The 25,119-nt window shown below is 70.6% G+C and carries 25 protein-coding genes and 4 tRNA genes; 11 read left to right on the plus strand and 18 right to left on the minus strand.

All coding sequences use genetic code 11. From position 1 onward, the window contains the following. The first annotated feature begins 79 nt into the window (after window positions 1-79). The 3 genes from tgt to ACT3TD_RS12690 all read left to right on the plus strand — a co-directional run bounded on the left by tgt (window position 80) and on the right by ACT3TD_RS12690 (window position 2,798). Entirely contained in the window at window positions 80-1,390 is a 1,311-nt protein-coding gene (gene tgt, locus ACT3TD_RS12680; RefSeq protein WP_301441751.1) for a tRNA guanosine(34) transglycosylase Tgt, read from the plus strand. Between the two features lie 80 nt (window positions 1,391-1,470). Continuing rightward, window positions 1,471-1,905, plus strand: coding sequence for a carboxymuconolactone decarboxylase family protein (locus ACT3TD_RS12685; protein ID WP_441579549.1), 435 nt, complete (start codon window positions 1,471-1,473; stop codon window positions 1,903-1,905). Then, on the plus strand, window positions 1,902-2,798 hold the full coding sequence (locus ACT3TD_RS12690) for a sigma-70 family RNA polymerase sigma factor (protein WP_301441749.1): 897 nt from the start codon (window positions 1,902-1,904) through the stop codon (window positions 2,796-2,798). Before ACT3TD_RS12685 ends, ACT3TD_RS12690 begins: the two co-directional genes overlap by 4 nt. Here ACT3TD_RS12690 and ACT3TD_RS12695 read toward each other — a convergent pair. From ACT3TD_RS12695 to ACT3TD_RS12715, 5 genes are all read right to left on the minus strand, one after another. After that, the gene (locus ACT3TD_RS12695) at window positions 2,762-5,260 is read right to left on the minus strand and encodes an MMPL family transporter (RefSeq protein ID WP_441579548.1); all 2,499 of its coding nucleotides are present in this window, start codon (window positions 5,258-5,260) and stop codon (window positions 2,762-2,764) included. The two genes, ACT3TD_RS12690 and ACT3TD_RS12695, sit on opposite strands and share 37 nt — an antisense overlap. A 317-nt stretch (window positions 5,261-5,577) precedes the next feature. Beyond that, a tRNA-Ser gene (locus tag ACT3TD_RS12700) sits at window positions 5,578-5,664 on the minus strand. A gap of 73 nt (window positions 5,665-5,737) precedes the next feature. Continuing rightward, window positions 5,738-5,905 carry a hypothetical protein gene (locus ACT3TD_RS12705; protein ID WP_301441991.1) on the minus strand — a complete coding sequence of 56 codons (168 nt, stop codon included), beginning with the start codon at window positions 5,903-5,905 and terminating at the stop codon, window positions 5,738-5,740. 65 nt (window positions 5,906-5,970) lie between these two features. Next, complete coding sequence (locus ACT3TD_RS12710) at window positions 5,971-6,399, minus strand: nucleoside deaminase (protein ID WP_441579550.1); 429 nt, start codon at window positions 6,397-6,399, stop codon at window positions 5,971-5,973. A gap of 50 nt (window positions 6,400-6,449) precedes the next feature. Further along, window positions 6,450-6,986: a tRNA adenosine deaminase-associated protein gene (locus ACT3TD_RS12715; RefSeq protein WP_301441993.1), complete on the minus strand. Its 537-nt coding sequence runs from the start codon at window positions 6,984-6,986 to the stop codon at window positions 6,450-6,452. A 38-nt stretch (window positions 6,987-7,024) separates the two neighbouring features. On the opposite strand from ACT3TD_RS12715, the gene ACT3TD_RS12720 reads away from it, so the two are divergent. Further along, on the plus strand, window positions 7,025-8,032 hold the full coding sequence (locus ACT3TD_RS12720) for a prephenate dehydrogenase (RefSeq protein ID WP_301441994.1): 1,008 nt from the start codon (window positions 7,025-7,027) through the stop codon (window positions 8,030-8,032). An 18-nt stretch (window positions 8,033-8,050) separates the two neighbouring features. Here ACT3TD_RS12720 and ACT3TD_RS12725 read toward each other — a convergent pair whose 3' ends face one another. The 3 genes from ACT3TD_RS12725 to ACT3TD_RS12735 form a co-directional block, all read right to left on the minus strand. After that, the gene (locus ACT3TD_RS12725; RefSeq protein WP_444638015.1) at window positions 8,051-9,073 is read right to left on the minus strand and encodes a hypothetical protein; all 1,023 of its coding nucleotides are present in this window, start codon (window positions 9,071-9,073) and stop codon (window positions 8,051-8,053) included. 87 nt (window positions 9,074-9,160) lie between these two features. Continuing rightward, window positions 9,161-10,114, minus strand: a complete 954-nt coding sequence (locus tag ACT3TD_RS12730; RefSeq protein ID WP_444615067.1) for a hypothetical protein — start codon at window positions 10,112-10,114, stop codon at window positions 9,161-9,163. Then, window positions 10,098-10,790: a hypothetical protein gene (locus ACT3TD_RS12735; RefSeq protein ID WP_441579545.1), complete on the minus strand. Its 693-nt coding sequence runs from the start codon at window positions 10,788-10,790 to the stop codon at window positions 10,098-10,100. The genes ACT3TD_RS12730 and ACT3TD_RS12735 overlap by 17 nt, the downstream gene beginning before the upstream one ends. Window positions 10,791-10,874: 84 nt before the next feature. On the opposite strand from ACT3TD_RS12735, the gene ACT3TD_RS12740 reads away from it, so the two are divergent. Further along, on the plus strand, window positions 10,875-11,804 hold the full coding sequence (locus ACT3TD_RS12740) for an alpha/beta hydrolase (RefSeq protein WP_441579544.1): 930 nt from the start codon (window positions 10,875-10,877) through the stop codon (window positions 11,802-11,804). Here the strand turns inward: ACT3TD_RS12740 and ACT3TD_RS12745 are convergent. Continuing rightward, window positions 11,708-12,610 carry an alpha/beta-hydrolase family protein gene (locus ACT3TD_RS12745; RefSeq protein WP_441579543.1) on the minus strand — a complete coding sequence of 301 codons (903 nt, stop codon included), beginning with the start codon at window positions 12,608-12,610 and terminating at the stop codon, window positions 11,708-11,710. The two genes, ACT3TD_RS12740 and ACT3TD_RS12745, sit on opposite strands and share 97 nt — an antisense overlap. Then, a complete protein-coding gene (locus ACT3TD_RS12750; RefSeq protein ID WP_301442000.1) occupies window positions 12,604-13,161 on the minus strand; it encodes a hypothetical protein in 558 nt (185 codons plus the stop codon). The genes ACT3TD_RS12745 and ACT3TD_RS12750 overlap by 7 nt, the downstream gene beginning before the upstream one ends. A gap of 113 nt (window positions 13,162-13,274) precedes the next feature. On the opposite strand from ACT3TD_RS12750, the gene ACT3TD_RS12755 reads away from it, so the two are divergent. After that, entirely contained in the window at window positions 13,275-14,519 is a 1,245-nt protein-coding gene (locus ACT3TD_RS12755) for a sensor histidine kinase (protein WP_441579542.1), read from the plus strand. Between the two features lie 10 nt (window positions 14,520-14,529). Next, window positions 14,530-15,204: a response regulator gene (locus ACT3TD_RS12760; protein WP_301442002.1), complete on the plus strand. Its 675-nt coding sequence runs from the start codon at window positions 14,530-14,532 to the stop codon at window positions 15,202-15,204. Here the strand turns inward: ACT3TD_RS12760 and ACT3TD_RS12765 are convergent. Beyond that, the gene (locus tag ACT3TD_RS12765; RefSeq protein WP_444638016.1) at window positions 15,151-16,494 is read right to left on the minus strand and encodes a hypothetical protein; all 1,344 of its coding nucleotides are present in this window, start codon (window positions 16,492-16,494) and stop codon (window positions 15,151-15,153) included. The two genes, ACT3TD_RS12760 and ACT3TD_RS12765, sit on opposite strands and share 54 nt — an antisense overlap. Before the next feature lie 44 nt (window positions 16,495-16,538). On the opposite strand from ACT3TD_RS12765, the gene ACT3TD_RS12770 reads away from it, so the two are divergent. Further along, a complete protein-coding gene (locus tag ACT3TD_RS12770; protein WP_301442004.1) occupies window positions 16,539-17,351 on the plus strand; it encodes an alpha/beta fold hydrolase in 813 nt (270 codons plus the stop codon). Window positions 17,352-17,500: 149 nt separating this feature from the next. Here ACT3TD_RS12770 and ACT3TD_RS12775 read toward each other — a convergent pair. The 4 genes from ACT3TD_RS12775 to ACT3TD_RS12790 form a co-directional block, all read right to left on the minus strand. Beyond that, window positions 17,501-17,576: transfer RNA gene (locus ACT3TD_RS12775), tRNA-Arg, on the minus strand. 76 nt (window positions 17,577-17,652) lie between these two features. Further along, the gene (locus tag ACT3TD_RS12780) at window positions 17,653-18,408 is read right to left on the minus strand and encodes an SDR family oxidoreductase (RefSeq protein ID WP_301442005.1); all 756 of its coding nucleotides are present in this window, start codon (window positions 18,406-18,408) and stop codon (window positions 17,653-17,655) included. A gap of 101 nt (window positions 18,409-18,509) precedes the next feature. Further along, window positions 18,510-18,582 (minus strand) — tRNA-Arg (locus ACT3TD_RS12785). 178 nt (window positions 18,583-18,760) lie between these two features. Continuing rightward, window positions 18,761-18,852 (minus strand) — tRNA-Ser (locus ACT3TD_RS12790). An 87-nt stretch (window positions 18,853-18,939) separates the two neighbouring features. On the opposite strand from ACT3TD_RS12790, the gene ACT3TD_RS12795 reads away from it, so the two are divergent. Together ACT3TD_RS12795 and ACT3TD_RS12800 are read left to right on the plus strand one after the other, a co-directional pair. Beyond that, the gene (locus tag ACT3TD_RS12795) at window positions 18,940-20,022 is read left to right on the plus strand and encodes a histidinol-phosphate transaminase (RefSeq protein WP_301442006.1); all 1,083 of its coding nucleotides are present in this window, start codon (window positions 18,940-18,942) and stop codon (window positions 20,020-20,022) included. 34 nt (window positions 20,023-20,056) lie between these two features. Continuing rightward, a complete protein-coding gene (locus ACT3TD_RS12800) occupies window positions 20,057-20,719 on the plus strand; it encodes a hypothetical protein (protein WP_301442007.1) in 663 nt (220 codons plus the stop codon). 94 nt (window positions 20,720-20,813) lie between these two features. Here the strand turns inward: ACT3TD_RS12800 and ACT3TD_RS12805 are convergent, their stop codons facing one another. From ACT3TD_RS12805 to ACT3TD_RS12815, 3 genes are all read right to left on the minus strand, one after another. Further along, the gene (locus ACT3TD_RS12805) at window positions 20,814-21,455 is read right to left on the minus strand and encodes a septum formation family protein (RefSeq protein WP_441579632.1); all 642 of its coding nucleotides are present in this window, start codon (window positions 21,453-21,455) and stop codon (window positions 20,814-20,816) included. Window positions 21,456-21,471: 16 nt separating this feature from the next. After that, window positions 21,472-22,839, minus strand: a complete 1,368-nt coding sequence (locus ACT3TD_RS12810; RefSeq protein ID WP_301442009.1) for a class I SAM-dependent methyltransferase — start codon at window positions 22,837-22,839, stop codon at window positions 21,472-21,474. A 68-nt stretch (window positions 22,840-22,907) separates the two neighbouring features. Next, window positions 22,908-24,374 carry an FAD-binding oxidoreductase gene (locus ACT3TD_RS12815; protein ID WP_441579634.1) on the minus strand — a complete coding sequence of 489 codons (1,467 nt, stop codon included), beginning with the start codon at window positions 24,372-24,374 and terminating at the stop codon, window positions 22,908-22,910. 169 nt (window positions 24,375-24,543) lie between these two features. Between ACT3TD_RS12815 and ACT3TD_RS12820 the strand changes: the two genes are divergently transcribed. Continuing rightward, window positions 24,544-25,119: a DUF805 domain-containing protein gene (locus tag ACT3TD_RS12820; RefSeq protein ID WP_301442011.1), complete on the plus strand. Its 576-nt coding sequence runs from the start codon at window positions 24,544-24,546 to the stop codon at window positions 25,117-25,119.

Consider the following 25,119-nt stretch of genomic DNA (forward strand, 5'->3'; position numbering starts at 1 on the left):
GGGGAGGCCGCTCGCCAGCGTTACGGTGCGGCGTAGCCGAAACCTGCATCCGCGCCGTCGGCGGATAGACTCATCCACCATGACTGACTCCCCCACGCCCGACCACGTGGCACCGGACACCACCTTCGAGCTCGGCAGCCGCGTCGGCACCGTGGACGGGGCCCCGGCGCACGGGCGTACCGGCGTGATCCACACCCCGCACGGGGACGTCCACACCCCGGCGTTCATCCCCGTCGGTACGAAGGCGACGGTGAAGACGCTCACCCCCGAGCAGGTCCGTTCCACCGGTGCGGAGGCGGTACTGTCGAACGCCTACCACCTCTACCTGCAGCCCGGCGAGGAGATCGTGGACACCGCCGGCGGCGTCGCCGCATTCGAGAACTGGCACCGACCGACCTACACCGACTCGGGCGGATTCCAGGTCATGAGCCTGGGCGTCGGTTTCAAGAAGGTGCTGGCGATGGACGTCGCCAACCTCACCGAGGGTGACATCCGCGCGGCGAAGAAGGAGCGCATGGCCCTGGTCGACGAGGACGGTGTCGACTTCCGCAGCGTCATCGACGGGTCGAAGCACCGGTTCACCCCGGAGAAGTCGATGCAGATCCAGCACAGCCTCGGGGCGGACATCATGTTCGCCTTCGACGAGCTGACCACCCTGGTCGACACCCGCGTCTACCAGGAGCAGTCCGTGGAACGCACGCACCGGTGGGCGCGACGCTGCCTGCTCGAGCACGAGCGTCTCACCCTCGAGCGCAGCCACCGTCCACTGCAGTCGTTGTGGGGTGTGGTGCAGGGCGCGCAGTACGAGGACCTGCGACGCAAGGCCGCACGCGGACTCGTGGACCTGTCGCAGGAGGCGGAGGACGCGGGGCGCCGCGGCTTCGGCGGCTTCGGCATCGGCGGTGCCCTGGAGAAGGAGAACCTGGGCACCATCACCGGCTGGGTGTGCGACGAGCTGCCGGAGGACAAGCCCCGCCACATGCTGGGGATCTCCGAGCCGGACGACCTTTTCACCGCCATCGCCGCAGGTGCGGACACCTTCGACTGCGTGGCACCGACCCGCCTCGCCCGTCGCGGCGGGGTGTACACGCTGGACGGACGCCTGAACCTCATGGCGGGACGTCACCGCCACGACTTCATCCCGATCGACGCCGGTGTCGGCGGCTACGTGTGCGACAACTACACGCGCGCCTACATCCACCACCTGCTGCGCGCCAAGGAGTACCTGGCGGGCACGTTGTGCACACTGCACAACATCCACTTCATGGTGACGCTGACGAACAACATCCGGCGCTCCATCGAGGACGGACGCTTCGAGGAGTACCGCGACGAGTTCCTCGGCCGCTACTACGCCGACACTCCCCCGGAGCTGCGCGGCCGCCAGCCCTGACCTGCACGTTGTCACGGTAACCCGGGCAGCGTCGTCTCTCCTGTGTCCCCCGTTCTCAACCGGACCGCAGGAGTACGACCATGACCCACATCGACCTGATGAAGATCCGCAAGCGCACCTACGCCGCCGCCGGAGCCTTCGAACTCGCCGCGCGCAGCGGCCTGGACCGTCGCACACGCCTGCTCGTGGAGCTGCGCGCCTCCTTCCTGAACAACTGCTCCTACTGCATCGGCATGCACTCCGACGAGGCACTCAAGCACGACTTCGGCCAGGCATGGGTGGACGCGATCCGCGACTGGACGCCGGACGCCACCGACACCCCGTTCAGCGCGTCCGACGCCCTGGTCCTGGCCTTCACCACGGCCGGCACCCGCCTCAGCGAGGACGCCGACTTCGACGTCGACCTGCAGGAACGCGTCCTCGCGGAGTTCGGGGAGAAGACCACCGGCGCGCTGATCAGCGAGATCGCCGCGATCAACATGTGGAACCGCCTGGGCGTACTCTCGCAGAAATGACGGACTCACACGCCTGGGCCCACGAACGTCCCCGCCTGCTCGGCCTCGCCCACACGGTGCTCGGCACCTGGCAGGACGCCGAGGACACCGTCTCCGAGGCGTGGCTGCGCCTGGACCGCGTGACGGGCACCGGGCAGGAGCCGCAGGACGTCCCGGCGTGGCTGACGGTCGTCGTCGCGCGCCTGGCGCTGGACGCCGCGACGTCCGCCGCGAAGCGTCGCGAGAGCTACGTGGGGCCGTGGCTGCCCGAGATCTCCGTGCAGGACGACCCGGCCGAGCACGCCGTGCTCGGCGAGGGCGTCGACCTGGCGTTCCTCCGGATGCTGCAGACCTTGCGTCCGGTGGACCGGGTGATCGTGGTCCTCGCCGAGGTCGCGGGCATGTCCCACCACGACATCGCGGCGGTCACCGGCACGACCCCGTCGGCGACGCGGCAGCGGTTGCGTCGGGCACGGGTGTCGTTGTCCACCGGCGACGTGCCTGTCCCCCACGTCGTGCAGCGCCACCGCCTCGACGTCCTGGCCGCCGCCCTCAACGACGGCGACCTGGGCACCCTCGTCGACGAACTCTCCGAGGGCTGCGTCCTGTGGACGGACTCCGGCGGGCTGTCCTCGGCGGCCCGCAACGCCGTGCGCGGACACGACCGGGTCTCCCGGTTCCTCGCCGGGTTGGTCGGCAAGTACGGGATGCCCCGGGTCTCCGTGGTCGACACGGTGGCCGGGCCGGTGTTCCACGCGGTTTCACCGGACATGACCCGCCTCGTGGTCCTGGAGACCGGTGAGGCTGGCGGGGGCGCGGGCACGGTCACCGGGATCCAGGTCCAGCAGAACCCCGGCAAGATCAGGACGTCGCCCGGTCAGTCCTCCATGCGCTCGACCTTGCCGGAGGCGTAGGCCTCCTCCAGCTTCGCGCCCTCGACGTCCACCGACGGCAGGATGCGGTCCAGCCAGCGCGGCATGTACCAGGTCGCGCGCCCGCACAGGAACATCAGCGCGGGGATCAGGGTCATGCGGATGAAGAAGGCGTCGAACAGGACACCGACACCCAGGGCGAAGCCGAAGATCTGGATGAACGGCAACGGCTGGGCGATGAACGAGGCGAACACGCAGATCATGATCAGCGCCGCCGCGGTCACCACCTTCGCCCCCAGGCCGAAGCCGCCGATCACCGAGTCCTCCACGGCGTTGTATTTGCTGGTCTTCGCCGCCTCGTGACTGTGCAGCGTGAACCGTTCCCTCATCCGGGACACGATGAACACCTGGTAGTCCATCGCCAGGCCGAAGGTCACGCCGATGAGGAAGATCGGCATGAAGCTGATCAGCGGACCCGGAGAACTGATCAGACCCCACAACCCCTCCTGCCAGAACAGGACGGTCACACCGAACGCCGCGCCGACGGACAGCAGGAAGCCCGCGGCCGCCATCACCGGCACCATCAGCGAGCGGAAGACCATCAGCAGCAGGACCAGCGCCAGCCCCACGACCAACGCCAGGTAGATCGGCATGGCGTCGGCCAGGCGGTCGGTGACGTCCTGCTGGATCGGCACGAGCCCGGTGATGCCCATGTCCACGCCGGTCTCGTTCTCCAGGACCTCCTGCTGGGCGCGGAGCTGCTGGATCAGCTGAGCGGTGCGCTCGTCGGTGGGCCCGGTCTCCGGGGTGACGAGGATCTGCGCGGTCGAGCCGTCCTCGGAGGCGGCGATGAGCTGGGAGTGCTTCACCCCGACATTGTTGGCCAACCGGTCCTTCACCGTGACGAACGCGGCCTGGGCAGGCTCAACCCCACCCGTCACCAGAGGCGACAGGGCCGAGGAGGTCGGGTCCACATCGTCGGTGTTGACGATGACGAGGAACGGGGAGTTACGCCCGGCACCGAAACCCTCCTCCAGCATCTCGGCGGACTGGCGCTGGGTGGTGTCCAGCGTGGAGGTCTTGTCCGACGGCAGGGACAGCTGCAGGTTCATCGCCGGCAGGGTCAGCAGCACCAGCGACACGACCACCAGCAGCAGGAACCCGCCGGGCGCGCGGTGCACCAGCTCCACCCAGCGCGTGCCGAGCGGCTTGCCGGACTTCGTGCCGGATGCTGCGCGGGTCGGCTTCTCGTGCTGGCCGTGTTTCCCGCGCTTGCTGCGCTTACTGCGTCTCCCTCGCGAGCCGGACGCCAACGACGCGGCGACGGCCGCGTCCGCCTCCTCCATACTCATGCCCTCGCGCACGCGCGCACCCGTCGCGGCGTCCTTCCGGAAGACGCGGTCGCCGAAGGCGCCGAAGAGTGCGGGGACCAGGGTCAGTGCCACGAAGACGGACAGCAGCACCGTCGCCGCCGCGGCGTAACCCATGTAGGAGAGGAACTCGATGTTCGCCACGCGTAGGCCGACCAGTGCGATGATCACCGTCAGGCCGGCGAAGACCACCGCCGAACCGGCCGTGCCCACCGCCAGGCCCGTGGCGTCCGCCCGCGATCTGCCGTGACGTAGTTCGTCGCGGTAGCGGCTCATGATGAACAGGGCGTAGTCGATGGCCACGGCCAGGCCCAGCATGATGCCGAGCACCGGGGTGATGTTGTTCAGCGGCACGAAGGCGGTGGCACCGGTGATGCCGAGCGCGCCGAGGCCCACGCCCACGATCGCGCTGATCAGCGGCATGCCCGCGGCGATGAGCGAGCCGAAGGTGATGAACAGGATGATGAACGCCGCCAGCAGGCCGACGGCCTCGCTGATCGGTTCGATCACGATCGGGTCGCCGAAACCGGCGCCACCGGCCTCGGCCTTCAGCCCGGCGTCGCGGGCGATGTCGAGGGCGTCGTTGACGGCGTCCTTGTCCTCGGTGGTCACGTCCGCCGGCAGGTCCACGTCGAAGGAGAAGGACGTGGTGCCGGTGCGCCCGTCCGGGCTGAGCGTGGCGACGTTGGCCGCGTCCGCCTCGGCGACCTCGCGCGAGAGCCCCATCTCCGTCGAGGTGTTGATGACCAGGTCGGTCTGCTCGTCGTTGTAGGTGACCGGGTTGCCGAAGGACGAGTCGTCGCCGAAGTCGTCGACGGTGGTGCGCACGGTGTCGACGACCTCGTCGAGCACCCCCATGTACTTCTCGTCGGCGAGGCTCTCTCCCTCCGGGGCCTGGAACACCAGGTTCACGTCCGAGGCCATGGCCGGGTTGTCGGTGCCCGGGAACTCGTCCATCAGCATGCGCGTGGCGTGCTGCGACGGCACCCCGTCGATGCTGAAGACGTCGTTGTAGCCCTTCTGGATGACCAGCGAACCGCCACCGACGGCGGCGAGCAGGACCGCCCAGATCCCGATGACGAGCCACCGTCTCAGGTAGGACCACCGGCCGAGCCGGAACAGGAGTAGAGCCACGGAGAGGCCAGCCTTCCACGTAGGAGCACAGTGCGAACGCCAATCCTAACCCGTCGACCTGTGGACGGAACCTCTCCGGGCAAGCAACCCCCGCAAGGCGTCGCCGGGGTAAGCGCACGGCGTGAACCGACAACATTCGCACCCCATAAGAGGATGATCATCACATAAGGCCAGGTCAGATTCGCACAGGCTGCTTATGAGGTGCGAAATGTACTCCATCCCCCGTACCTCCACAGCGCCGGTCCTAGCCCAGCCCACCCCATCCCACCCCGCAACGCGAGAAACCCTCCCGGTCTCCCGGGAGGGTTTCTCTGCGGCGGTGGCGGAGGGATTTGAACCCCCGGTCGCTGTTACACGACGCTCGCTTTCGAGGCGAGTTCCTTCGGCCGCTCGGACACGCCACCGCCGACTAAGTTAGCAGCAACCGCCCCGCACGGGCAAAATGCCCGCGGACGAACCCTCGGGGCGGCAGGCCGGTCACTTGTCGGAGAGCTTGTCCAGCCCGTCCTTCAGTGAGCCCTTGGCCTTGTCCGCCTTGTCTCCGTCCGTGACCTTGTCGATGGCCTCGCCGGCCTTGTCCTCGACCTGGTCGCGGTTGTCGTTCACGGCCTTCTTGGCCTTGTCGCCGAGTCCTCCGAGATCCATGATGTTCAACCTCCGTGAAAGTTCTGGAAAGGGGTACTGCATCTGACCCGCCCCAGGATAGAGAATCAGCGCCGGTCGCGAAAGAACCCGGAGAGAAGTTCCTCGCAGTCGGTGGTGCGCACCCCGCCGCGCACGGCGACGGTGTGCAGCGGGGAGTCGCGTGCCACGTCCACCACGGAGCCGCATGCGCCGGTGCGTGGTTCGTGGGCGCCGAAGAGGATGCGTCCCACCCGGGCGCCGACGGCGGCGCCGGCGCACATCGCACAGGGCTCCAGGGTGACCACGAGGGTGCAGTCCTGCAGCCGCCAGGCGTCGCCGTGGGCGGCCGCGGCGGCGCGCAGGGCGAGGACCTCGGCGTGGGCGGTCGGGTCGGCGTCGGCCTCCCGCCTGTTCGTCGCCGCGGCGAGTTCCCGCCCCTCGGGGTCGACGACGACGGCACCGACGGGCACGTCACCGTCGGGCGTGGTGGCGGCGACGGCGAGGGCGCGGCGCATCAGGGCGTCATCCCGGTTGTCGCGCACGGTGGCCGGCAGACCCGAACCGGTCACTCCCACCCGCTGTACCCGAGCGTGTCGAGGATGTCGGCCAGGTCGTCGTCGAAGCCCAGCTCCTCGGCCAGGCGCATGAGCTGTTCGGTGGCCAGCATCTCCCCGTCGTCGAGGATCACGGAGAACACCTGGTCGCTCACACCGAGGTCGGTGAGGATGTCGAAGTCGCCCTCGGGCCAGGGGGCGTCGGGATCGTCGGCGTCGTCGATGTCGTCGTCGGTGGGCCCGTCCACGTCGAGTTCGTCGAGGATGTCACGGGCCAGGCCGATGCCGGGCTCGTCGTCGTCCTCGACGACCACGGAGGCGTCGCTGAGCAGCAGCTGGGGGCCGCGCGGGCCTGGTCGCACCAGGGCGCACCAGTCGTCCTCCACGCAGACCATGGCGAACAGCACGCCGGCCGCGCGCAGCCGCCCGAGTTCGGTCAGCAGCGGCCGCAGCCCGTCGGGCACGTCTCGTTCCAGGATACGCAGGTGCCAGGACGCGCCGCCGGAGTCACCCTCGGCGAGTTCGGCTGCGACGACGAATCCACTCATGCTCGCTAACCGTAGTCGCCCTGTGCCACACTTGAAAGGTGAACTACACAGCAGCGTCCCCCGCCCCCGCCGACCCGTTCCCGGTCTGTGTGCTGGGGCTGGGCCTGATCGGCGGCAGCCTGCTGCGTGACCTGCAGGGCGCAGGACGCCCCGCGTTCGGATGGAACCGGTCGCAGGCCACGGTGGACGCCGCGACGTCCGACGGTTTCGACGTCTCCGCCGACCTCGTCGCCACGCTGCGCCGCGCCGCCGCGCAGGACGCCCTGATCGTGCTGGGCGTGCCGGTGCCGGCACTGCCCTCGCTGCTGGAGGAGGTCGCCGTCCACGCCCCGGACTGCGGGCTGACGGACGTGGTCAGCGTGAAGGCGGAGGTTCTGGAGCTGGTGCGCGCCCACGGGCTGGCCGAGCGCTACGTGGGCGGCCACCCGATGGCCGGTACCGCCGACTCCGGGTGGGACGCAACGACGACCGGCCTCTTCGACGACGCGGTGTGGGTCGTCACCCACGACAACGCGGGCGAGAACGACGCATGGGTGACCACGTGGCGACGGGTCGTGGAGACCGCCACGGCCACCGGCGCGGCGGTGGTGCCGGCACGCACCGGAAACCACGACGACGCGGTGGCCCGGGTCTCCCACCTGCCGCACGTGCTCGCCGAGGCGCTGGCGGTGACCGCCGACCGTGGTGGCGCGCTGGCGTTGTCGTTGGCGGCGACGAGCTTCCGCGACGGCACCCGCGTGGCCGGCACCGCCCCGCCGCTGGTGCAGGCGATGTGCGAGAACAACCGGGACGCCCTGGTCACGGCCCTCGACGAGACGGTGGAGCTGCTCGGCGCCGCCCGCGCGGCCCTCGGCGACCCCGACGGGGACCTGGGTCAGCTCACCGGTGACGGGTACGACGCCCGGCTGCGCTACGAGGCGCGCGCCGGACGCACCCGCGAGGCACCGTCCAACCGCCCGTTCATCCGGGTGCGCCCCGGTGATCCGGGCTGGATCGAGCAACTGCACCAGGCCGAGAGCCTCGGCGCGCAGATCGGGATCCTCTAGACCCCTGCTCCTGCCCGACTACTCCTGTCCGACCTGGCACTCGGCGGCACCGCCGGTGGCGGAGGACTGCTCCACCAGCGGGGCGATGCGCTGGGCCAGCTCGGCGACGGCGGCGCGGGAGGTCTGCTCGCTGCCGTCCTCGGGGATGACCCCGATGGAGACCGGGACCTGTGCACCGACGGGGCCGACGAGACCGAACTCGCGCAGGATGAAACTGCCCTCGGCGGTGTCACCCCACCCTCCCTTGACGTGGGCGTTCTCCAGCTGGCCGAGGCCTCCGGCGTGCTCCTCGGCGAGCCGGCCCATCGCGTCGACGGTCTGCTCGGAGCCCAGCACGCAGGCCATCTGGTTGGCGAAGATGGCCTGGTTGTCCAGGGTCCAGCCGATGTCGCCGAAGCCCTCGTAGTCGGCGCTGTCGCGGTCCACGTTCGTGTCCGTGGGGTCGCCGCCCTGGGCCAGCACCGCGCCGAGCGCGGTGGCGGCCTCGTCGTCGTCGCCGAGGGACTGCCACAGCCGCAGGGCGGCGTCGTTGTCGGAGACGGTGATCGCGGCGTCGATGTCCTCGGTCAGGTCCTCCACGGGCGTGCCCTCACGCAGGGCGGCCTGCACCGCGGCGATGGACACCGGCACCTTGATCGAGGACAGCCCCGGGCCGTCCTGCAGGTCACCGACGTGCACGATGCCGCCGCCGGCGCGCATCGTCGCCCCGGCGGTGACGCCGAACTCCGCGGAGACCTCGTCGACGGCCGCGGCGAGTTCCACCCGGATGTCGTCGGCCTCCTGCTGCGCCGTCGGTTCGGAGGACGCCGCGACGTCCTGCTCCAGCGCACGGCGGTCGCGCTCGGCCTCGTCCCCGTCGTCGGCCGCGAGGCCGTTGAGGAACACCGCCACGCTCAACACGCTGAGCAGCAGGGCACCGACGATCCAGAGACTGAACTGGTTCGCCTTCCTCCCGACACCACCACCTGGCCCGCCGGCGTTGCCGCCCGACGCGCGATGATGCGTTCCGGTTGCTCTTGCGTTGCTTGACCTGGGTACCACAGCATCCGACATTAGCCGACGGGTCTGCAATTCCCGCAGTCCGCCAGCTGTCGGTTCGCTGACGATCCACGCACCGGCCGGGACCGGTCAGCAACCACCCTCGGCGGGCACACCGTGAGCACCGGCGACGGTGTCGCGCAGGGACCCGGCGACCTCGTCGAGCACCACCTGGGCGGAGGCGTAGCTGCCGTCGGGGGCGGTCGCGGCGACGGCGACGGGCACCATCGTGCCGTCGTCGGCGGGGATGAGCCCGAACTGGCGGACCAGGTAGGTGCCGTCCTCGCCGGGTCCCCACCCGCCCTTGAAGCGGGCGCCGTCGAGCCGGCCGAGACCGTAGTCCTGGCCGGCGGCGACCTGCCCCATCGCGTCGAGCACCGGGGCGGAGCCGGCGACACAGCGCAGTCCGGCGGCGAACCTGGCCTGGTCGCCCAGCGCCCAGGTGGTCTGGCCGAAGGTGCTGAACTCCGCGCGGCGTTTCTGCGCCGGGACGGTCGTCGTGGTGTCGCCGCCCTGGCGCAGGACGTCCTGCGTGGCGGCGGCCGCGGCCGCCTCGTCACCGAGGGAGGCCCAGAGCGCCTCGGCGGCGTCGTTGTCGGAGACGGTGATCGCCTGACGCATCAGCCCGTCGAGCCCGTTCTGGTCGTCAGCACCGGCGTTGGTGAGTGCGGCGACGGCCACGGGGACCTTGCTGGTCGACCAGGCGGCGTCGGCGAGGTCGGCCAGGGAACCGCCGGTGCGCAGGTCACCGTCGTCGAGGAAGGCCACCCCGGCACTGCCGGATCCCTCCGGGACCTCGAGGGCGCCGGCCTGCGGTGAGGATGACGCCGAAGACGTCGGCGCCGGGCTCGTGGTCGGGTCAGTCGTCGGGTCCGGGGTCCGTGCGGTGGTGCTCTGCCCTGCCGTCTCCTGGGCCGTCTCCCCGTCACGGTCGACGTCGCCGATCACGCAGCCGCCGAGCAGCAGCGCCGCGGTCACGGGCACGACCGCGGCAAGGCCCCTGGCGCCCCTGACGCCCCCGGCGCGGCTACGCAATGTAGACATTCGCGTCGTTGCCGCCGGAGCAGTGCACGTAGCTGCCCTCGTCGGTGCAGCTCATCCGGTAGGACGTGCCGTTGACGGGGCTGGTCACGGTGAGATCCTGGTCGGTCTCGCGGTTGTCGAGGTAGGCCTCCACGAAGGCGTCGCGCACGGCCTGGGCGAACTCGTCACTGGTGTAGGTGTCGCCCGACGGCGGGGACTTGTACACGGAGTTGAAGTCACCGGTGGGCTCGCCGGCGCGGGCGGCGGCGTTGACCGGCTCGGCACCGGCGGGCAGGTCCGCACGGTCGGGACGGCTCTGACTGGACGTCGTCGACGGCGCCGAGGAACTCGAGGGGGCTGAGGAAGAGGTCTCGTCGGCCTGCGTGGTCTGCCGGCTGATCGTCGGTGACTGGGCGGAGTCGTCGCCTCCACCGCCGAAGAGGTCGTCCCACTTCCAGACCAGCAACGCGGCGACGAGGACGATGATCAACACCGGGATGACGACCAGGAGGATGCGTCCCGCGCCGGAACCCTGCGGACCCTGCGGCTCCTGCGGCTCCTGCGGCGGCTGAGAGTACTGGGGCGGCTGCTGCTGGAACGACTGTCCCCAGTCAGGTTGACCACCGGCGGCCTGTCCCCACTGCGGCGTCTGGTCCCGGTCACCGGGCCCGCGGCCCCAGCCGTCACTGTCAGTCATTAGCTCTCCTCACATGATCCTCTTGTCCGTTATTGAGTGTAGAACACCGTTGCGGATCCGGCCTGCGCCGTGCACCCTTGTTTCATGGGACAACGCACCGACGTGACCTTCCTGTCCGGCCAGGTGAACTGTGCGGCCTGGCTCTACGAACCAGACACCGCACCAGACACACCACCGCGGGCGACGCTGGTGATGGCCCACGGGCTCGGCGCGGTCCGGGACATGGGGCTGGACGCCTTCGCGCAGCGATTCGTGGCGCACGGCTACCGCTGCCTGGTGTTCGACTACCGGTACTTCGGCGCCAGCGACGGCCGTCCCCGTCAGCTGCTCAGTGTGCGGCGTCAGCGTGAGGACTGGGCGGCGGCGGTGGCCTTCGCCCACACCCTGCCCGGCGAGGCCCCCGTGGTCGCGTGGGGGACGTCCTTCTCCGGCGGGCACGCGATCCACGTCGGGGCCACGGCGGAGCCGGGCTCGCCGGGCACCGTGGACGCCGTGATCGCGCAGTGCCCGTTCACCGACGGGGTGGCCTCGGTGCTGCGCATCCCGCCGGTGGTCTCGGCGAAGCTGACGCTGCGGGCGGTGCGCGACATCGCCGCGTCGCTGCTGGGCCGCGACCCGGTGACGGTGGCGACCGCCGGCGGGGCCGGCGACACCGCCCTGATGACCGCCGACGACGTGATCGACGGCTACCTCGGCCTCGTCCCACCGGACTCCACCTTCCGTAACGAGGTGGCCGCCCGGATCGTGCCCGGCATCCTCACCTCCCGGCCCGGCGGGTACGCCCGGAAGCTGACCGTGCCCGCCCTGTTCTGCCTGTGCCGGGCGGACTCCGTGGCCCCGGTGGCGGCGAGTCGTCGCCACGTGGCCCGCGCGCCGCAGGGTGTGGTCAAGGAATACGACGCCGGCCACTTCGACATCTACTCCGGGGCGGACTTCGACGCCGTCGTCGCCGACCAGCTCGCCTTCCTCGGCGACGTGTCCGGGGACGTGTCCGGGGACGTGTCCGGGGACTGATCCCCCACGCACCCCTGCGGCGGCAGCACCGGACGGTAGCTGTGCCGCGTGCCGGCCGTGGACGACGCCGAGCCGGGCAGGTCCGCCAGCACCCCGACCGCGGCGACGGGGTCGAGCAACAGACCGGGGCCGAGGGCGGCCACCGGGTCGTCGTCGTTGATCTCGTCGACGGTGCACCGGTCCTCGGCCGGCGCGGCGACGGTACCGGGACGGCCCTGCCACAGCTGGGCGGCCGGCGCGGCCGCACCGTCCTGCGCCAGCTGCCGTACCGCCGCCAGACCCGCGCCGACGCCGAGGCTCTGGCCCTGCACCACCACCGCCGGACGCCGCGCGGCGTCCAGCTCCTCCACGCGCTCGGTGACCTCGCGCAACAGCGCCGTCGCCGACTGCTCGGCGAGCTCCGGGCGCATCAGGTACGCCACGGCCGAAGGGGTGCGCGCATAACGCACCGCGACGTTCGCCACGTCCCCGTCGGCCCAGTCCTCCACGGCCTCCACCTGCACCGGGTCCACCCACCCGGAACCGGTGGGCAGGGTGACCAGCACGATGCCACGCTCCAGACCACCGGCGTCGACGAGTTCGTCGACGGTGTCGCGCGCGGCGGCCGTGGCGTCCTGCCCCGGGTGGTCGCCGTAGACACGCACCGCGCCGGACGCGGCGGGCTCGGTGAGCACGTCGCGCGGGTGCTGGGCCAGCGGCCCCCGGTCGAAGGCCCACCACGTCGCCGCCGCGGCCGGGGCCACAAACTGCGACAACGCCGCCAGCACCACCGCCGCCGTGAGCAGCGTCCTGCCCCGGTTCACCACGGGAACCACTCCTCCACCGGTGCGCCGTTGTGCTGGCGCACGGTGTTGACCGCCACGCCGGCGTAGGCGACGCCCGCCACCGCCCGGCACGCGGTCGCCCCGTCGCAGGACGCCGCCATCTGGGCGGCCATCTGCCGGTCGAGTGCGGCGCGGGTGTGCTCCGGGATGGTCTCGCCGGTGCGGTAGGCCACGCGCAGCAGGTCGTAGCCCAGGTCGTGGGTCATGCACGCCGGCTCAAAGGACTCCGGCAACGGCACCGGCGAGGAACAGTCGCCGGTGGGGTTCGTGGCGGAGCCGGCGTTGTCCTGCGTGCTGTCCTGCGTACCTTCCTGTGTCCCGGGCCGGTAGCCGAGCTCCGCAACCAGCTCGGCGGGGAGGTAGGACGTCCCGGGCTCCCCCGCGGCGAGCGTCTCGGCGGCGGCCACCGCGCCCACGGGCTGCGGGGTCACCGCCGTGGACCCGGCGGTCGGGGTGGACGTGGCCCCCGTGAGGAGCACGACGGCGGCGGACATCAGGACGGTGGTGGCGGCGACTCTTCTACGACGTGACATGCCCCGGAACGCTAGGCAGCGTCCTTCCCCGCGTGGATCCCTCCGCAGGGTGATTGTGGATCTCACTCTCCAGGGGGATCCGGGTGGCCGCACCGCCGACTAGCGTCACAGGCATGAGACGCAGCGACCAGCCCACCCGACCGTTTCGCGGCGCGATCGCGCGTGCCACCGACTCGACGGTGCGCGCCGTGTCCGGTCCCGCCTCGCGCGCCGGCGTGACCCCGCAGGTGCTGCTGCTCGTGGCGCTGTTCACCGCGGTCCTGTTCACGGTGGCCTGGCCGACCTACTTCGTCACCCACGGACTCAATGCCGCGATCGTGCCGCTGCTCGCCGCCGTCGGTACGCTGCCGGTGCTGACCAGCCTGTGGCACCCGGTGCCGTCCTGGCTGGCGGTCGTGCTGGCCTGCCTCATCAGCGCCCCGCTACGCACCGAGGAGACCTACATGCTCAGCTGGCCGGTGCCCTTCCACCTGGCGCTGGCGTTCACCCTGGCGGTCGTGGTGGTGCGCGCCCCACGCAACTCGGTCATCCTCGCCGTGGCCGCCACCGGGGTCCTGATGCTCACCAACCCGGACGGTGCCCGCGTCGGCTGGGTCGTGGGCGTGACCGTGTGGACGGTGCTGTTCCTGCTGGTGCGCTGGCTGCTGGCCTCCCGCCGGGACCTGCGCCTGGAGGAGACCCGCACCAGCGAGCAGTCGGAGATGCGGGTGATGGCCGAGGAACGCAACCGTCTGGTGCGCGACCTGCACGACGTCGTCGCCCACCAGATGTCGATGATCGTGGTGCAGTCGCAGTCCGCCCCCTACCGCCTGCAGGGGGTGACCCCGGCGATCCACGCGGAGTTCGACTCCCTCTCCGACACCGCCCGCGAGGCCCTCAACCAGGTGCGCGAACTGCTCGGGGTGCTGCGCAGCGACGCCGAGGACGGGGCCACCACCCCGGTGGGCACCGACCAGATCGGCCCCACGCTGCAGGCCGCCCGGCGCGCCGGGGTGGACGTGTCCTGGTCGCCGCAGGACGTCACGGCGGTGTCCGCCCGCCTCGACGACACCACCGGCGTGGTGCTGCACCGGGTGCTGCAGGAGTCGCTGTCCAACGCCTCACGCCACGCCCCGGGGTCCGCGGTGCTGGTGGGGCTGGAGCTGGACGGTGACGGCGGGGACCAAGTCTGGGTCACCCTGACGGTGGACAACGGCCCGGCCGCGCCGGACGCCATCGTCCCCCCGGAGCACAGCGGCGGGGCCGGCATCCAGGGCATGTCCGCCCGGGTGCGCGCCGTGGGCGGCACGTTCACCGCCCTGCCCGCCGCCGACGGCGGCTTCACCGTCACCGCCGCCGTGCCCGCACCCACCCGGTAACGTGACCCCCATGACCGACAACCCGGCACCCACCACCGTGCTCGTGGTCGACGACCAGGCGATGGTGCGCCAGGGCTTCGCCGCGCTGCTGAACTCACGCGAGGGCATCACCGTGCTCGGCGACGCCGCCGACGGTGCCCAGGCCGTGGAGCAGGCCACCCGCCTGCACCCGGACGTGGTGTTCATGGACGTGCGCATGCCGGTGATGGACGGGCTCGAGGCGGCCCGGCGCATCCTGTCCTCCGGGCTGGACCCCGCCCCACGGATCATCATGCTCACCACCTTCGACCTCGACGACTACGTCTACGAGGCGCTGCGCATCGGCTGCTCCGGGTTCCTTCTGAAGGACGCCCCGGCCGACGAGCTCGCCCGCGCCGTGCGCCTGTCCGTCACCGGCGAGGCGCTGCTCGCCCCCACCGTCACCCGACGCCTCATCGCCGACGCGGTGGCTCGTTCCCCGCGCTCCGCCCCACGCCGGGCGTCCACCGAACTGGCCTCGCTGACGCCGCGGGAGCGCGAGACCGTCGAACAGATCGCCACGGGTCGCTCCAACGCCGAGATCGCCGAGGTGCTGTTCATCTCGGAGGAGACGGTGAAGACCCACGTGCGCAAGGTGCTGCAGAAACTGCGCCTACGCGACCGGGCTCAGGTCGTGGTCTTCGCCTACGAGAACGGGGTCGTCTGAGCCGAGCGCGCGCAGCCCGTCGGCGACCCGCCGCACCCACTGCCCCACCGTCGCCACTGCCTCCGGCGTGCCGGGGTAGCGCACCCGCAGGTGCATGCCGTCGTCGTTGAGGACGAACCACGCCATCACCCCGTCGGTGCGGATCCACGCCGAGACGTGCTGCGGGTGTGCGGCGTCCGGCACCTGCACCGGCAGCCGACGGTTGTCCAGCCACGACAGGGCGAACATGCCCGGCGTGTTCGGCATCCCGCCCCACGGGCGCAGCAACGGCTCCAACGGGTAGGACCCCAGGGTGATCGCGTCGCGCACCGCGGTGGCGCACGCGGACGGGTCGACCGAGTCGCAGTCCAGCACGGAGTTGGTGATGAACCAGCCCACCGAGTCCGCCCACCGCGCCGGGTCGTCGGCCGGTCCGCGCCGGGAGTGCACGGGGAACACCGCGCGCAACCGCCCCGCCCCCATGTCCCGGTTGACCTGGGTGAGCACGCTCACCGCCAACGGCAGCAACCGGACGTCGCGGGCCTCGGCGGCGCGTTCCAGACGCGCCACGCCCGCGGCGTCCAGCACGTCGAGCACCTCGACGACCTCGTCGCGGGGTTCGGAGACGTCGCCCAGGTCGAGGGGGAACACCGGCATGTCGCCGTCGCCCTCCTCCATGATCCGGCACCACCGCTCACGCACGTGCGCCGGGGCGGCGTCGCGGCCCGCAAGCGCGCGGACGTGATCACCGAAGGAGGGCACAGGCGGGAGTGGAGCATCTTCCAGTGCGGCGAGCATGTCGCGCACCAGCACCAGCAGCGACCATGCGTCGGTGTGACTGTGGTCCAGGCCGATGACGGCGGTGCACGTGCCGTCGCCGTGGTCGACCACGCTGAGCCGGTGCGACGGGGAGCCGAAGGGCTCGCACGCCTCGTCGAAGACCCCGCGCAGCACGGCGCGCGGATCCTGCGTGCGATCGCCCGCACGGCGCCAACGGCCGCCCGTGACCTGCACGTCCTGCACGCGGATGCGTCCTGCGTCCTGCGTGAGCACGGTGCGCAGCGTGCCGTGACGGGCCACGACCCGGTCCCACGCCGCGGCGAGGCGTCCGCGTCCGACGGACGGGACGGCGAAGGCGACAGCCATCCAGCTGCCCGGGCGCGAGCCCGCGGCGGCGTGGCGCGCCTGGTCGAAGGACGGGGCGTGGCCGGGCGCACCGGGAGACGCAGCAGACACAGGGGACACCGTCTGGTCGAAGACGTGTACCTGTCCTGCGGCGAGCTCCATACGGGCTACAGTTGTCAGTCTCATACCCACGGACGATAGGGCCGTGGGATTACACACGGATTTCCTGCATGAGTCGCACACCTGACAAGACAGACGCCCTCTCCTCCCTCGCTCACGACATCTGGGGTCCCGTGGACGGCACCCCGGTCGTCCAGCTGCACGGGCTGACCTCCAGCCGTGCCCGCGACGTGGCCCTCGGCCTCGACCTCACCGCAGGTCAGGACGCACTGCGCGTGCTTCGCTACGACGCCCGTGGCCACGGCCGGTCGTCCGGGCCCGAGCACCCGGCGGCCTACCGATGGACCTCCCTGGCCCGCGACCTGGAGGACGTTGCGACCGAGTTCTCCCCGGACGCGCCGGTGCACGTGGTCGGCCAGTCGATGGGGGCGGCGACGATCCTGACCTCCGCGGCGGCCGGGCACGACTACGCGTCCATGACGTTGTGCATCCCGCCGACGGCCTGGGAGCTGCGCGGGGACCGGGCGGGTATGTACGAGCGTTCCGCACAGTTCGTCGAGGAGCACGGCCTGGCCGCCTTCGCCGAGACGACCCGTGCGGAGCCCGCGCCGCCGGCGCGCAGCACCGAGGTGCCGTTCACCATGCCGGACGTGGCGGAGGATCTGCTGCCCACGGTGTTCCGCGGGGCGGCGGGCAACGACCTGCCCTCCCGGGAGCGTATCGCCGCCCTCGGGGAACGCCGGATCCCCACGCTGATCCTGGCCTGGGTCGGCGACCCCGCGCACCCGGTGGCGGTGGCCGAGGAACTGCACTCGCTGCTGCCGGGCTCCCAGCTGGCCACGGCCTACTCCCCGCAGGACGTGGCGCGCTGGCCGGACATGATCGGCGCGTTCATCCACACCGCGGCCAAGTTCCGGCGGTGAGGTCCCGGCGGGCCATCCTGTCGCGACTCCCGCGAACCCCGCGCCCCGTCCGACCCCCTGTCAACGACGGGACGAATCCGGCACGCGACGCGGGATCACCCGCGCAGCACGAAACCCCGCCATCCGGGAAGATGACGGGGCCGTTTGAATGGTGCGCCCGGAGGGATTCGAACCCCCAACCTTCTGATCCGTAGTCAGATGCTCTATCCGTTGAGCTACGGGCGCGCCGTTGCATCTCTGCAACGAGACCATAGCCTACACGCCACCCCGGAAAGCAGCAAAGCGCCTGGTAGATCGCCGATCACACCAGCTTCGAAACCACCTTCAACGGCAGCACCTTCAGCAGCGGGCCGATGAGCCGCCACGGCCACCCGGGCACCAGCGCCCGTCGCTTCCGCGCCTCGATCGCCGCCATCATCGAGCGGACCCCGGTCTCGGTGTCGACCATGAACCGGGTCTTCTGCTCGACCTTCTCGTTCATCTCCGAGCGGATGTAGCCGGGCAGCAGCACCGTCACGTCAATACCACCAGCCCCCGACACCATCAGCTCCGACTGCAGCCCCTCTCCCAGGCTCGCCACGAAGGCCTTGGTGGCACCGTAGGTGGTCATCGCCTTGCGGTTGCCGCGCAGCGCCGTCACCGAGGACACCAGCACCAGGTGCCCGGCACCGCGGGCCCGGAAGATCTCCATGCCCGCCTCCGCCTGCGCCAGCGCGCCGAGCACGTTGGTGGTGGCGGTCTCGCGGTTGGCCTCCGGCTTGCCGGAACCGACCTTGCGCCCCTTGCCCAGCCCCGCGTTGACCACCACGCGGTCCAGCGGCGCCTCGGCGTCCGCGCGTTGGAAGACCTCGCGCACCGCGTCGGGGTCGGTCACGTCCAGCGCGTAGGTGCGCACGGTGACCGCGGGGCAGGACGCCGCGATCTCCGCGGCGAGGGCGTCCAGGCGCTCCGTCCGGCGGGCGCAGAGCGCGAGGTCGTGGCCGGCGGCGGCGGACTGGCGGGCGAGTTCGGCGCCGAGGCCTGAGCTCGCGCCGGTGATGAGTGTGGTGAAGGTCATTAGCCGACCGTATCAGCACGTCACGACTCTTATGGCGGAAACGAGTGAGCCCCCGCCGACGGTGAAGAACACCGTGAGCGGGGGCTCACCCAAGAAAAGCGTGCGCCCGGAGGGATTCGAACCCCCAACCTTCTGATCCGTAGTCAGATGCTCTATCCGTTGAGCTACGGGCGCGACGCTGTTTCCAGCGACTCCAGATTCCTCGGCACACCACCAGACGGGACGTGTCACGCGATCCCGGGGTACACCACACACCCCATATAGCGGGACCACGCCCTGAATGTCCGGTAACTCACCACAAGAACCGGACGGCTGACGACACGTCCTCACGAAAAGCCTGAGGAAACTGAAGTGGCGGAGGCGAGAGGATTTGAACCTCCGGTCCGCCGTTAAGCAGACAACTCATTAGCAGTGAGTCCCATTCGGCCGCTCTGGCACGCCTCCATGCCGCCACGTGCGTGACGGACGACTCGAACCATACATCAGCCCCCCGCACCAGATCAAAACCTGCCGGAGACTATTCTTGACCGCATGATCCGCGCCGACCTCACCTCCCTCCCCACGTACGTCCCCGGCAGTCTCCACGGCCACCCCGTGAAGCTCTCGAGCAACGAGTCCTCCCAGGGCCCGCTCCCCGGGGTGACCAGGGCCGCCGCCGAGGCACTGGCCACGGCCAACAGGTACCCGGACATCGTCTCCCACGAGCTACGCACCACCATCTCCGAGTGGCTCGCCGGGCCGTCCTCGCTGCTGCTGGACGCCGACAACGTCGCCGTCGGCGCCGGGTCGTCCTCCCTGATCGAGCAGGCCGTGCTGGCGACGTGCCGTGGCGGCGACGCCGGGGACGAGGTCGTCTACCCGTGGCGCAGCTTCGAGGCGTACCCGATCCTGGTGCGCGTCGCCGGCGCGACGCCGGTCGAGGTGCCGCTCACCGCCGGGCACGGCAACGACCTGCCGGCGATGGCCGCGGCCATCAACGAGCACACCCGGCTGGTCATCGTGTGCAACCCGAACAACCCCTCCGGCACCACGGTGTCGCGCGAGGAGCTCATCACGTTCCTGCGCGCGGTGCCGGAGGACGTCCAGGTGCTGCTGGACGAGGCGTACATCGAGTACGTCCGCGAGGACGACTTCCCCGACGGCCTGGGCCTGCTCGCGGACTTCCCGAACCTGGCGATCGCGCGGACCTTCTCCAAGGCCTACGGGCTGGCCGGCCTGCGGGTGGGCTACCTGGTGGGGCGCCCGGAGTTCATCGAGGCGGTCAACAAGGTCTGCATCCCCTTCAGCGTCAGCGCCGTCGCCCAGGCCGCCGCGGTGGCGAGCATCGCCGCCCGGGACGAGCTGCTCCAGCGCACGGAGGAGACGGTGACCCAGCGCACGCGCGTGCTGGAGCACATCCCCGAGGCCTGGCGGATCCCCTCCCAGGGCAACTTCGTGTGGCTGGACCTGCACGACCGTGCCGCCGCATTCGAGGAAGCCATCGGTGAGTTCGGCGTGGCGGTGCGCTGCTTCGACGGGGAGGGCGTGCGCATCACGATCACCGACGAGGCGGAGACCGACGTGGTCGTCCAGGCGTTGGACGCCCTGGCGTCCGAGTTCTTCCCGGAACGGTAACTACACGGAAACACCGGGCGTCCAGCATGGGGTCATGTACACGCCATCCTTCTCCCCGTTGTTCGCCACCCGCCCGGCGTCCTCGCCGGCCGTGCGCGACGTCCGCAGCTTCAACTCCGCCCCGGCGGAGCAGCTGACCACCCTGCTGTCCTTCATGACCGCCAGCCGCGAGCTGGCCCGCACCATCGTGGTCGGACGGCCCTACCTCGACGCCGCGGACGTCTACTCCGCCGCCTCCCGCGCCCTGGTCACCCTGCCCACGCAGCTCGTCGAGGGCATCGTGGACGCCCACCAGCCGGTCGACCGCGTCCCGCTGGTGGAGGACGCCTGGACGGCCGGTGAGATCACCGACGACCAGCTCTCCGACCTGCGCGACGCCGCCCTCGGCTACGCCGCGGCGCAGGGCCACCTCTTCATCGCCGACCCGGCGGTGTGGGGCTCACCGGAGGCGGTGACCATGATCCCCGCGCAGGATGGCACGACCGCCCCGGCCGTCCCCGCCCTGGTGGACGCCCTCCTCGAGGACGTCGAGCGGCGGCTGCGGCTGCCGTCCACGCAGGCGTGGGAGCTCACCGTCGCGCACCTGGTGGAGTCCAACCGTCAGAAACTGGTGACCCTACTGGAGCGGCAGGGGCGCTTTCCTGGACGGGGTGCCCCCCGACAGCACCCGTCCCACAGCAGATTTCGCACCCCATAAGAAGCCTCTTTAAATCTGACCTGGCCTTTTGCAAGAGTCAGATGCTTATGAGGTGCGAAATCTGCAGTACCCGGGTTCTGTTCCCTCGTCCCCGCTAGCGCCAGCTCTGCTCCAGGCTGCCGTCGATCCCGTCCATGTTCGGGTCGGTGACCACACAGGTCACCGTCCTGTCCTCCTGCGCCCAGCTCTCCTTCGACGGCATCATGGTGACCACGTCCAGCGCGGAGTCCGCGTACCCCACCCCGACGTAGGTGGTGAAGGCGTCACCGCCGCAGATGCCGCCGGCCTCCTCGCCGAGCTGCTCGTTGCCGGGGAAGAGGGTCTTGCCGGCGATGTCCGCCTGCGCGAACACCTCACCGGCGTGGGGCTCGGCGCAGTCGACCAGGTCGATGTCGCCGGTGCCCTCGAGCTGCCCCATGTCCGCCACGCAGTCGCCGATGGCCAGACCGCGGGCGCCCGGGGAGCCCGGGTCGGTCTCCACCGGGTCCACGTCCGGCTGGTCCGGGTCCTCGTCGTCCGGCACGGCGTCTTCGTCGCCGTCCTCTGCGCCGTCCTCCTCGCCGGCGGCGTCGGACTCGGGAACGGGCTTGTCCGGCGGCGGTTCGGTGCCCACGGACCCGCCGGGGGCGTCGTCGTCGGGCTCCGGGTCTCCGATGGTGCAGGCCCCCAGCAGCAGCGGCGTGCACAGCACCACCGCAGCACCCGCCCGGACGGCACCTCGCGTGATCGTTCTCATCGTGACGAGGTTACCGTCAGGACCTCCACCACTGGCGGACCGGCACCCCGGTGTGGCCGGACTCATCCGGGCGCACCGCCAGGACCTGGTGGAGCTGGATCACGTTGTGCTCGAAACCCCACTCCGAACCGGCCATGTACAGGCCGAACAGGCGGGCCGTCTCCTCGCCGACGAGGTGGACGGCGTCGTCCCAGTTCAACGCCAGCAGCTCGCACCAGTCGTGCAGGGTGCGCTGGTAGTGCGGGCGCAGGTTCTCCTCGTGGACCACGTCGAAGCCGGTGTCCTGCATGATCGTGATGATCCGGCCGGAGCCGGTGAGCTCGCCGTCGGGGAAGATGTAGCGGTCGATGAACTGGCCGGTCTTGGTCTTCCGGTTGTGCGGGCGGGTGATGCAGTGGTTGAGCATCCGGCCGCCCGGGCGCAGCTTGGCGTACAGGCGCGAGAAGTAGTCCTCGTAGTTGGGCACACCGATGTGCTCCAGGATGCCGATCGCGCTGACCGCGTCGAAGTCGGACTCCGGCACGTCGCGGTAGTCCATGCAGCGCACCTCGGCGAGGTCCTGCAGGCCCTCCTCCTCGATCTTGGCCTTGCCCCACTCGTACTGCTCGCGCGAGAGGGTCACGCCCACGGCCTTCACACCGTTGCGCGCGGCGTGACGGACCATGCCGCCCCAGCCGCAGCCCACGTCCAGCAGCCGGTCGCCCGGGTTGAGCCGCAGCTTGTCGAAGACCAGCCGGTGCTTGTTGTCCTGGGCCTGGGTCAGCGGCCCGTTGGCCACAGCGCCCTTCTCCCACTGGGCGTAACCCCAGCCGCCGTCGGGGCCGGTGACCTGGTCCTCGCCCTCGAACTCCGGGTAGTAGGCGCAGGTGTAGGCCATGGAGTCGCCGAGGAAGAGCTCGTAGAAGTCGTTGCCCACGTCGTAGTGGCGGCTCACGACCTCCTTGTCCCGCTCCGGGGAGTGCCGGGAGAGCCCCTCCAGCATGGCGCGCTTCCAGCCGGGCAGCGTCTCCTGCTCCGGGGCGGGCTGCAGCTTGATCGCACCCATCGCCTTGAGCGACCGGCCGATGTCCAGCAGTTCCTTCGCCGAGGGGCGGCGGATCTGGTCGTAGAGGTGCTGGAGGTGGTCGAAGACGAGGTACGGGTGTCCCGGCTCGTCCCCGCTGATGCGCAGGCTGCCGGTGATGTAGGCCCGGGCCAGGCCCAGGTCACCGGGGGCGGTGACGATGTAGGCCAACGCGTCCGGCGAGGTGATCTCCAGCACCAGCTCCGCGTCCGCCGGCCCGGCAGTCGACCCGTCGAAGGCGGTCACCCGGAACGGCGCCGGCGGCGTGATGACCTTGTCGACGATCTCTCCCACCGTCAGCGGCGTGAAACCCCTGTTCATTTCTCTCCTCTGTGTCCTCTGCGTCATCTGCGTCTTCTTCGTCTTCGTGTATCTGTCTTCCGTGCCGCTCACACGCCGCGCACGGTCTTCTCGTACAGTCCCGGGAACCGCCCGTCGGGGTCGAAGACCGCCTTGAGCTCCCCGGGACGCTCACCGCCGTACAGCTCGGCGAACTTCTCCTCGGTGTAGAACGCCTCGGAGTACAGGGACTTGTGCCCGCCAAGGTCGGAGACCACGCGCTCGATCTCGCGGTTGAAGGCGCCCTCCGGGGCGTCCGGCCCCATCTGGTCGGCCGGCACCGAACTCCAGAAACCCACGTTCACCCACGTCTCCCCCGGTGACAGGGGGTACAGCGGCCAGGAGGCATCGTCCGACAGGCGGATCGGGCACAGCCACACCGGCTGGATCTCGCAGGTGGTGAAGAACCAGGTCAGGAACTCCGGCAGGTTTTCCGGGGTGACCTCGATGTCCTGCACCACCCGCTCACGCGGCGGACGCCCGTTGTGTGCCTCGATACGGTCGGCCAGATCGAAACGACGGTCCCAGCCGATGATCTTCCAGTAGAAGCTGGAGCGCAGCAGGTCGCGGGGCCACAGGGTGCGGACCGTGGGGTTCTGCGCACCGAAGGCCCGGTTGCACCAGAACCAGTCGACGTCCCAGCGCCACAGGTAGTCGCGCACGGTCAGCTTGTCGCGCAGCACGCCGGCCGGGTGCTGCAGCGAGCGGTAGTAGCTGCGCTCCCGGGTGTAGTCACTGGTCGGACCGGGCTCGTCGGTGGCGCGGCCCAGCACCAGGTAGCTCTCCTGAAGGCTGAAGACCACGCCGTCGAGGTAGTCGACGCGCTCGCCGTCGTACTCCTTGTCGGTCACGATGCGGTCGAGCGCCTCGGTCAGCGACGTCACGTCGTCGAAGCGCACGTGCCGCAGGTCCACGTAGGGTTCCACCCGCTCGCACCGCACGGTGAGCCGCACGCTGTAGCCCAGGGACCCGTAGGAGTTGGGGAAGCCGCGGTACAGGTCGGTGTTCTGCGTGGGCGAGCAGGTGAGGATCTCGCCGGTGCCGGTGAGCACGTCCATCTCCAGGACGGCCTCGTGCGGCAGCCCGTTGCGGAAGGACGTGGACTCCACGCCCATGCCGGTGACCGCCCCGCCGAGGGTGATGGTCTTGAGCTGCGGCACCACCGTCGGTGCGAGCCCGTAGGGCAGCAGCACGTCGACGAGGTCCTCGTAGGTGCACATGCCCTGCACGTCGGCGGTGCACGCCACCGGATCCACGGCGATCACGCCGTGCAGGCCCGAGACGTCCAGCCCGACGGCGTCGCTGGAGCGTCCCCGGAAGAGGTTGGACGTCTTCTTCGCCAGCCGTACCCGGCTGCCGGGTGGGACGGCGTCGAAGCTGTCCTTCAGGCGTTGCACCGCCTGCTCGTGGGCGAACCACCCCACCGGGGCGAGGTCTCGCTGGTCAAGTCCGTTTCCTATGCGTACCGCGTCGGTGATCCTGCCGGCGACGGAGACCGCTTTCTGCTTCAGTCCCATAGGAGGCCACTGTAGCCCTCCTGTGGGAACCCTGCCGTGCCCCGGGGGTCGTGACCTAGCATGGACGACCGTGACATCCTCGACTTCCTCTCTCCAAGATAAGACTCAGGAACCCCTCCCTCACCGGTCCCACCCCCACACCCTCCTTCAGGCTCTCGTCGACTTCTTCGTGCGCTGGAACCGCTTCAGCGGGCTGACCTCCCGGAGCGGCTTCTGGTGGATCATGCTGGCGTACGTCCTGGTCACGCTGGCCTACCGCCTGCTGCGCGAAAACCTCCGGACACCGCCGGACGAGGTCTACTCCACCGTCGCCGGCCTCACCTGGCTGCTCCTGGTGATCCCGGTGCTGGCGTTGAGCTGTCGGCGCCTGCACGACGCGGGCTATCCCGCGGCATGCCTGCTGTACGGCTTCATCCCGCTCGTCGGGCAGATCATCCTGGTGTTCCTGTTCGCCACGCGCTCGCGTCCGCACCTGGTGCGACCGGAGTGGCTGGACGACGGACCCCGCGCCCCGTCGGCGCGCGGCTACGTGGTCCTCGTACAGGTCGTGCTGCTGCTGTGCGCGCTGGTGCAGGCGGCCATCGGCCTGAACAGGCTGCACACCGGTCAGGATGCCGACACCGCCGGCGACGCGTGGACGTGGCTGTCCGGCGCGGCGGTGTCCGCGGTCTGCTACCTCGCCGTCGCGGTGCCGTACCTGGCGGTGACCCTGCAGGAGGGACTGCGCGAGGGGTTACGGTGGTGA

The organism is Corynebacterium sp. AOP36-E1-14 (genome assembly GCF_052377495.1).
Lineage (GTDB): Bacteria > Actinomycetota > Actinomycetes > Mycobacteriales > Mycobacteriaceae > Corynebacterium.